Source organism: Streptomyces neyagawaensis (assembly GCF_023516595.1).
Classification (GTDB): Bacteria; Actinomycetota; Actinomycetes; order Streptomycetales; family Streptomycetaceae; genus Streptomyces; species Streptomyces neyagawaensis.
In genome coordinates, this window is sequence record NZ_JAMGBG010000140.1 from 1 (window position 1) to 6,139 (window position 6,139).

Here is a 6,139-nt window from a genome sequence, read left to right on the forward strand (position 1 = left end):
CGCAACGCCCTCATCGCGGTCACGGCGCTCCTGGCAGGGGGAGGCGGCCTCGCGGGTGTGAACTACGCCGCCAACGCGTCCAGCGGCAGCGTCACCCCTCCCTCGACGCGGTCGGCCCCGTCCATCAGCTGTCCGGACGTGAAGGGCAGGCTGCCGACCGTGCCCCAGCAGGCACGGGCCGAGGTGGACCGCAATCTGCACCTGCTGGACCGCCAGATCGCGGAGGCCGACCGGCGGTTGGTCGAAACCCGTGGGCAAGGGGGACCGAACTTCGTGCAGAACGCGATTCTCGGCCCTCTGACGGACAAGAGGAAGGCGACCATCGACCGGATCGCCATCGCCATCGGTCGGTCCGCCGCCAAGCCCACAGGACTGGACGTCCTCGCCGCCTGCACCCTCGGCGTCAACGCACCCGGCACCCCGACATCCCCGACATCCCCGCCCGGGGCGGCGAACCGGAGCGACGACGGGCCCACCGCAGCCCACTTCGTGGACATCACCAAGGTGGCCCCCAACGTACGCCGGGTCCGCCCGCGGGCCGGCGCCTCGACGGGAGCATTCACCTCCCGATGCGGCGTCAACCAGCAGGGCCAGCACAACTCGGACAACGACATCGTGGCCCCCGGTGTACGCAACGGCGCCCACCACGTCCACGACTACGTCGGCAACCGGAAGGTGGACTTCACCTCGACCAATGAGTCGTTGAGCGCCCAGGGCACCTCCTGCACCAACGGCGACCGGTCCGCGTACTACTGGCCCGTCCTGCGGGACATCACCCGTCAGGGCCCCGACGCCAACGAGCTCGGCGGCGGTGCCGAGGGCAACCGGGGAGCCATCCTGGTGCCGAGGACCGTCTCGATCACCTACCTGGGCAGCCCCACCGGCAAGGTCGTGGCGATGCCGCGTTTCCTGCGGATCATCACCGGTGACGCCAAAGCGTTCACCAACGGGACGAAGAACGCCAACGCCCACTGGAGCTGCACCGGTTTCGAGAACAAGGTCCAGCTCACCGACAAGTACCCGATCTGCCCGAGGGGCAGCAGGGTGGTGCGCAGCTTCTCCTTCCAGAGCTGCTGGGACGGCAGGAACACCGACAGCGCCGACCACCGCAGCCATGTCGCCTTCGCCGACGCCAACGGCACCTGCGCACCCGGCTTCAAGGCCATCCCCCAGCTGACGATGCGTCTCACCTACCGGACCCCCGCGGCACCGAACTTCGCCGTCGACGGCTTCCAGGGACAGCGGCACAACGCCATCACCGACCACAACGACTTCATCAACGTGATGACCGACCGGCTGATGAGGCGTGCGGTCCTCTGCATCAACTCGGGGCGCCGCTGCGGCTGACCCGACCGACCGGACCGCGGCTCCCCCGGCCCCATGGCCTCAGGCCAGGGGGCCGCCGTCCGTCCGTATGACGGCACTCCGCCGATGTCAGCCGTTGTTGCGTCGCACGGCGGCCGCCTTGCGGGCCTCGGCGAGCCTGCGGGCCTCACCGGCCTTGCGGGACGTGCCGCCGGCACCGCGGGAGGTGCCCTTGGCCGCGCCCTTGGACGTGCCGAGGCCGCGGAAGGGAGCGTTGGTGTTCTTGGGGCGGGGGGCGGCGGGCCCGCCGTCCAGCGGGGTCCCCGAGGGAACCTTCGCACCGGTGATCCGGCTCAGCTCCGCCTCCCCCGAGCGCACCTTGGTGACGGTCGCCTCGATGCCCGCGTCGGCCATCATCCGGCTCACCTCGCGGCGCTGGCCGGACAGGACGAGCGTGACCACGCTGCCGGACTCGCCGGCGCGGGCCGTGCGGCCCGCTCGGTGCACATAGTCCTTGGGATCGGTGGGCGGATCGACGTTGACCACGAGGTCGAGGTCGTCGACGTGCAGGCCGCGGGCCGCGACATTGGTCGCCACCAGAGCGGTGATCCGGCCGTCCTTGAACTGCGCCAGCGTCCCGGTGCGCTGAGGCTGGGACTTGCCGCTGTGCAGGGCCCCGGCGCGCACCCCGCTCGCCCGCAGATGCCGGGTGAGCTGGTCGACGGAGTGCTTGGTGTCGAGGAACAGCAGGACGCGGCCGTCACGGGCGGCGATCTCCGTGGTGACGGCGTAGCGGTCGGGACCGTGGACGACCAGGACGTGGTGCTCCATCGTCGTGACCGCGCCCGCGGACGGGTCGACCGAGTGGACGACGGGGTCACGGAGGTAGCCGCGGACCAGCTGATCGACGTCGCCGTCCAGCGTGGCCGAGAACAGCATCCGCTGGCCCTCGGGGTGCACCTGGTCGAGGGCGTCGACGACCTGCGGCAGGAATCCCAGGTCGCACATCTGGTCGGCCTCGTCCAGCACCGTGATCCTCACCCGCCCCAGACGGCAGGCCTTGCGCTCGATCAGGTCGTGCAGCCGTCCGGGGGTGGCGACGACCACCTCCGCGCCCTGGCGCAGCGCGGCGATCTGGCGGCCGATCGACAGGCCGCCGACGACCGTGGCCATCCGCAGCCGCAGTGCCTCGGCGTACGGCGTCAGCGCCTCGGTGACCTGTTCGGCCAGCTCCCGGGTGGGCACGAGGACGAGCGCGTGCGGCTGCTTCGGTTCGGCGCGCCGCCCGGCCGTGCGGGTCAGCAGCGGCAGACCGAAGGCGAGCGTCTTGCCCGAGCCGGTGCGTCCGCGGCCCAGGACGTCGCGCCCTCGCAGTGCGTCGGGCAGGGTGGCGGCCTGGATGGGGAAGGGTTCACGCACACCGAGTCGGGTCAGGGTCCGCAGCACCTCCGCCGGCAGTCCCGCCCCGGCGAAGGAGACGGCCGGGGACGGCGGCTCCGGGGTCACCGTGGCCGCGGGCCGGTCGGAACCACCGTCGGAACCGCCGTGGGCCGTGCCGGAGTGATCGGGACGCTTCATGAACTGCCTTCCGCAGAGGACGTATGGGGAAGGCCCGGCAGGATCGAACGGCCCACGCACCAGTGCCGGTCGCACACGCGGCACCACCCACCGCGACGACCACGCAAACGCATGACGTTAGCACACGGCACCGGCAGTGCCTGGGCCGCCGACGGACGTACCCGGTCGCTCGGTACGCCCACGCGAGGGTGCCTGACGTGGGAGAACCCCGTCAGGCACCCGTGGGTCGGCTTCCCGGCTCGGTCCGGTCAGCGCTGCAGGGTGAGGACACCCGGCCGGTACGGCCAGCGGTTGTAGGGAAGGTTGCCCGAGTTGGGGGCCTTGCCCTGGTAGAGGAACTGCAGGTTGCAGGGGTCGACGGTCATGGTCTGGTCGGGGTTGTTGCGCACCAGGTCGCCGTGGCTGATGTCGTTGGTCCAGGTGGCACCGCTGTTGGCCTTGCCCGCGAAGGGGTTGGACTCGCTGGCGGCCTGCGGGGTCCACGAACCGTTCAGGCTGGAGGCCGTGAAGGAGCGGAAGTAGCGCCCGTTCGCCCCCATGGCCTCCACGATCATGAGGTACTGGTTCTGGTCCTGGAGCTTGTAGACCTGCGGCGCCTCGAACAGCCTTTCCTTCGTGTCGCTCATGATCGTCGTGTACGACGACCCGAAGTTGCCCGGGAAGTTCCCGATCGGCATGCTCGCCCGGTAGATCTTGCCGTTGTCACCGGCGAAGAACAGGTACATGTTCTGGCCGTCGGCGATCAGGGTCTGGTCGATCGGGCCGGTGTCGGAGCCGGAGATGCTTCCGGTGAACAGCGGCTGCGGCGCGGACCACCCGTTGGGGTTGGTCGGGTCGCTGGACGTGCGGTAGATGAAGGGCCACGAACCCCACTGGTACGCCAGGACCCAGACCCTCTTGGGGGCGAAGTAGAACAGCGTGGGCGCCACCGTGGACTGGCTCATGCTGTTCTGGCGGGCCGAGCCCATGTCCGACCAGTTCGTGAAGGGGGTGAACATCATCGACCCCCAGTTCGAGCCGAAGTTCGTCCCGTAGACCAGGTGCTTGCCGTTGTACGTCACGTTGGTGAAGTCCTTCAGCGAGGCCCATCCGTTCGAGGGCTGCGCCAGCGGCCCCGTCGACGTCCACCGGTACGTCGACGGGAGGGCACAGGCGGCGCTGGTGGCGGCCTGAGCCGGGTTGGCGACGAGCGACGCCGCCGAGATCAGGGCCGCGGTGGCGGCTGCCAGCACCACAGACAGACGCTTGCGGCTGAACGTTCCTTTGCGCATGACGACCTCTCGATTCTGGAGTGAACGGTTCCCGGTCGGCCCCGTGGGGCGAGCGGCCGGACTGTCGATGCGGTGCGGCTGGGTGCGGTCCGCGGGCACGGGGGCGACCGGGATCCCCGTGTCGCCGCGCGACCCGCCTCGCCGCACTGACGAGGGCATGACATACGCATGAGCGACGTACTCCTTGCGGCTCGAACTGTTTCGATGGGCGCGGCCCGGGGGTGTCCCGCCGCCCGAGCGGAACAGCCTGAGACGCGTGCGTGATTTCGAACAAGAGGCGGAGTGTCGACCAATTCGGATCATAGGGAGCCGGTGAACGGCGTCAATACCCCTCGCAAGATTCGGTACCGATTCCGAAATGTTTCGACGAGAAAGGTGTGGTCCGTCCGCATGCGAGGTCACCCGTGGTTGCGAATCAGCCAGAGCAAAGCCTCGACCGGCCCACGGAAGTCCGGAAAGGCGCGTTCGAAGGGCCCGCGGGTGGCGTAAGTCAAGGTGGAACGTGCCCTGCGGGGTTCCCCGGGCGCCCTGCGCGCCGACGCCGAGAGGTGAGGGTTTCGAATGAGGCGCAGCAAACAGATCTCGGCGGCGGCATCGGCGCGCGAAGCCTCGGCGCTCCGTGGTGTTCTCAAACGCCGGTGGCACTTCTCCACGCGGCTGACCGTCATCCTGCTCGTCCCGGTGCTCATCAATCTGGTGCTGGGCGGCCTGCAGGTGCGGTCGTCGGTGGAGACCTGGCGGTCGGCCAAGGTCGCGGAGCATGTGGCGCGGATCGTCGCCGCCGGCAGCGCCTACCACTCGGCGCTTCTCGACGAGCGGGATCTGTCCGTGGCGCCCCTGCTCCAGGGCAGACGGGACAGCGCGCTGGTGCGGGACGTACGGGCGGTCACCGACCTGCGCGCGGTCGACTTCCGGCGGGAGGTCGCCGCACTGCCCGCCGGGCACGGCCTGGAGCAGCGGATCAGCCAGGTTGAGCGGGTCTGGCCCCAGCTGGGGGCGGTGCGCGCGCAGGCGTTCACCACGGGCACGGATCCGGTGGCCACCGAGGAGGGCTACGCCGTCCTGGGCCGGCTGATCATCGGGTTGACCAACGAGTTGGGGTTCGGCATGGAGAACTCCGCGTCGTACGGCCACATGGTGTACTCCCTCGCCCTGGCGAAGGAGGCCGCCTCGCTCCAGCGGTCGGTCGGCGTGCACCTCATGGTCCGGCCGGGCGACACCGGGCCGCTTCGTGAACAACAGCTCAACGCGTTCATGGCGTACCGCCGTCTGGAGACCATCGCGGCCCGGACGTACGGGGCGACCGGGACGGATGTCGCCGTCGCCCGGCTCACCTCCGGCACGGCGCAGCGACAGACGAAGTGGCCGGCGGAGCACCGTACGGAGCGGCTGGAGGGGCCCGGGCAGCTGGTGTCCGGCGGGGAGCACCGCACGACGGTCGCGGGCCGCGGTCGGGTCGGCTTACCCGGCCTGGAACGGATGACGGAGCGGATCGAGGCCGGGGAGGGGCCCGCCGTCCTCGCGGCGCAGGGCATCACCCCGGCCACCTGGATGGCCGCCTCGACCCGGAAGTTCGAGGCGTACGGGAGGGTCGAGAAGCAGCTGATCGACGCCGCGGTGGACGAGGCGGCCCAGATCGCGTCCGATGCCCGGCGCGACGCCTACATCAACGGCGCGATCGTGGTGGTCGCCCTGCTCGCCGCGTTCCTCGTCACCGCGCTCATGGCCCGGCAGATGAGCCGCTCGATGCGCCGGCTGCGCGGCGCCGCCCTCACCATCGCGGAGCAACGGCTGCCCGTTCTGTACGACCGGCTCTCGCGCACCGACCCCGGTCGGGTGGACACGCGGGTGGCGCCGATCCCGATCACCACCACGGACGAGATCGGCGAGGTCGCCCGCGCGTTCGACCAGGTCCACCGCGAGGCCGTCCGGCTCGCCGCCGAGCAGGCCCTGCTGCGGGGCAACATCAACGCGATCTTCACCAA

At 70.5% G+C, this 6,139-nt stretch carries 4 protein-coding genes; 2 read left to right on the forward strand and 2 right to left on the reverse strand.

The window, feature by feature from the left end:
* On the forward strand, positions 1 to 1,347 hold a 1,347-nt coding region (locus M8J73_RS37830), incomplete at its 5' end, for a DUF1996 domain-containing protein (protein WP_283947404.1).
* A gap of 87 nt (positions 1,348 to 1,434) precedes the next feature.
* Here the strand turns inward: M8J73_RS37830 and M8J73_RS37835 are convergent.
* Positions 1,435 to 2,883 (reverse strand): DEAD/DEAH box helicase, encoded by a 1,449-nt coding sequence (locus M8J73_RS37835; RefSeq protein WP_055537755.1) that lies wholly within the window; start codon positions 2,881 to 2,883, stop codon positions 1,435 to 1,437.
* A gap of 248 nt (positions 2,884 to 3,131) precedes the next feature.
* A complete protein-coding gene (locus M8J73_RS37840) occupies positions 3,132 to 4,313 on the reverse strand; it encodes a non-reducing end alpha-L-arabinofuranosidase family hydrolase (protein WP_372504083.1) in 1,182 nt (393 codons plus the stop codon).
* 402 nt (positions 4,314 to 4,715) lie between these two features.
* On the opposite strand from M8J73_RS37840, the gene M8J73_RS37845 reads away from it, so the two are divergent.
* Positions 4,716 to 6,139: nitrate- and nitrite sensing domain-containing protein (locus M8J73_RS37845; protein ID WP_249829638.1), on the forward strand; the 1,424-nt coding region annotated here is incomplete at its 3' end.

Bases quoted from the DNA above. Each gene is read 5' to 3' on its own strand.
- M8J73_RS37835 (WP_055537755.1), bottom strand. From the start codon at position 2,883: ATGAAGCGTCCCGATCACTCCGGCACGGCCCACGGCGGTTCCGACGGT.
- M8J73_RS37840 (WP_372504083.1), bottom strand. From the start codon at position 4,313: ATGCCCTCGTCAGTGCGGCGAGGCGGGTCGCGCGGCGACACGGGGATC.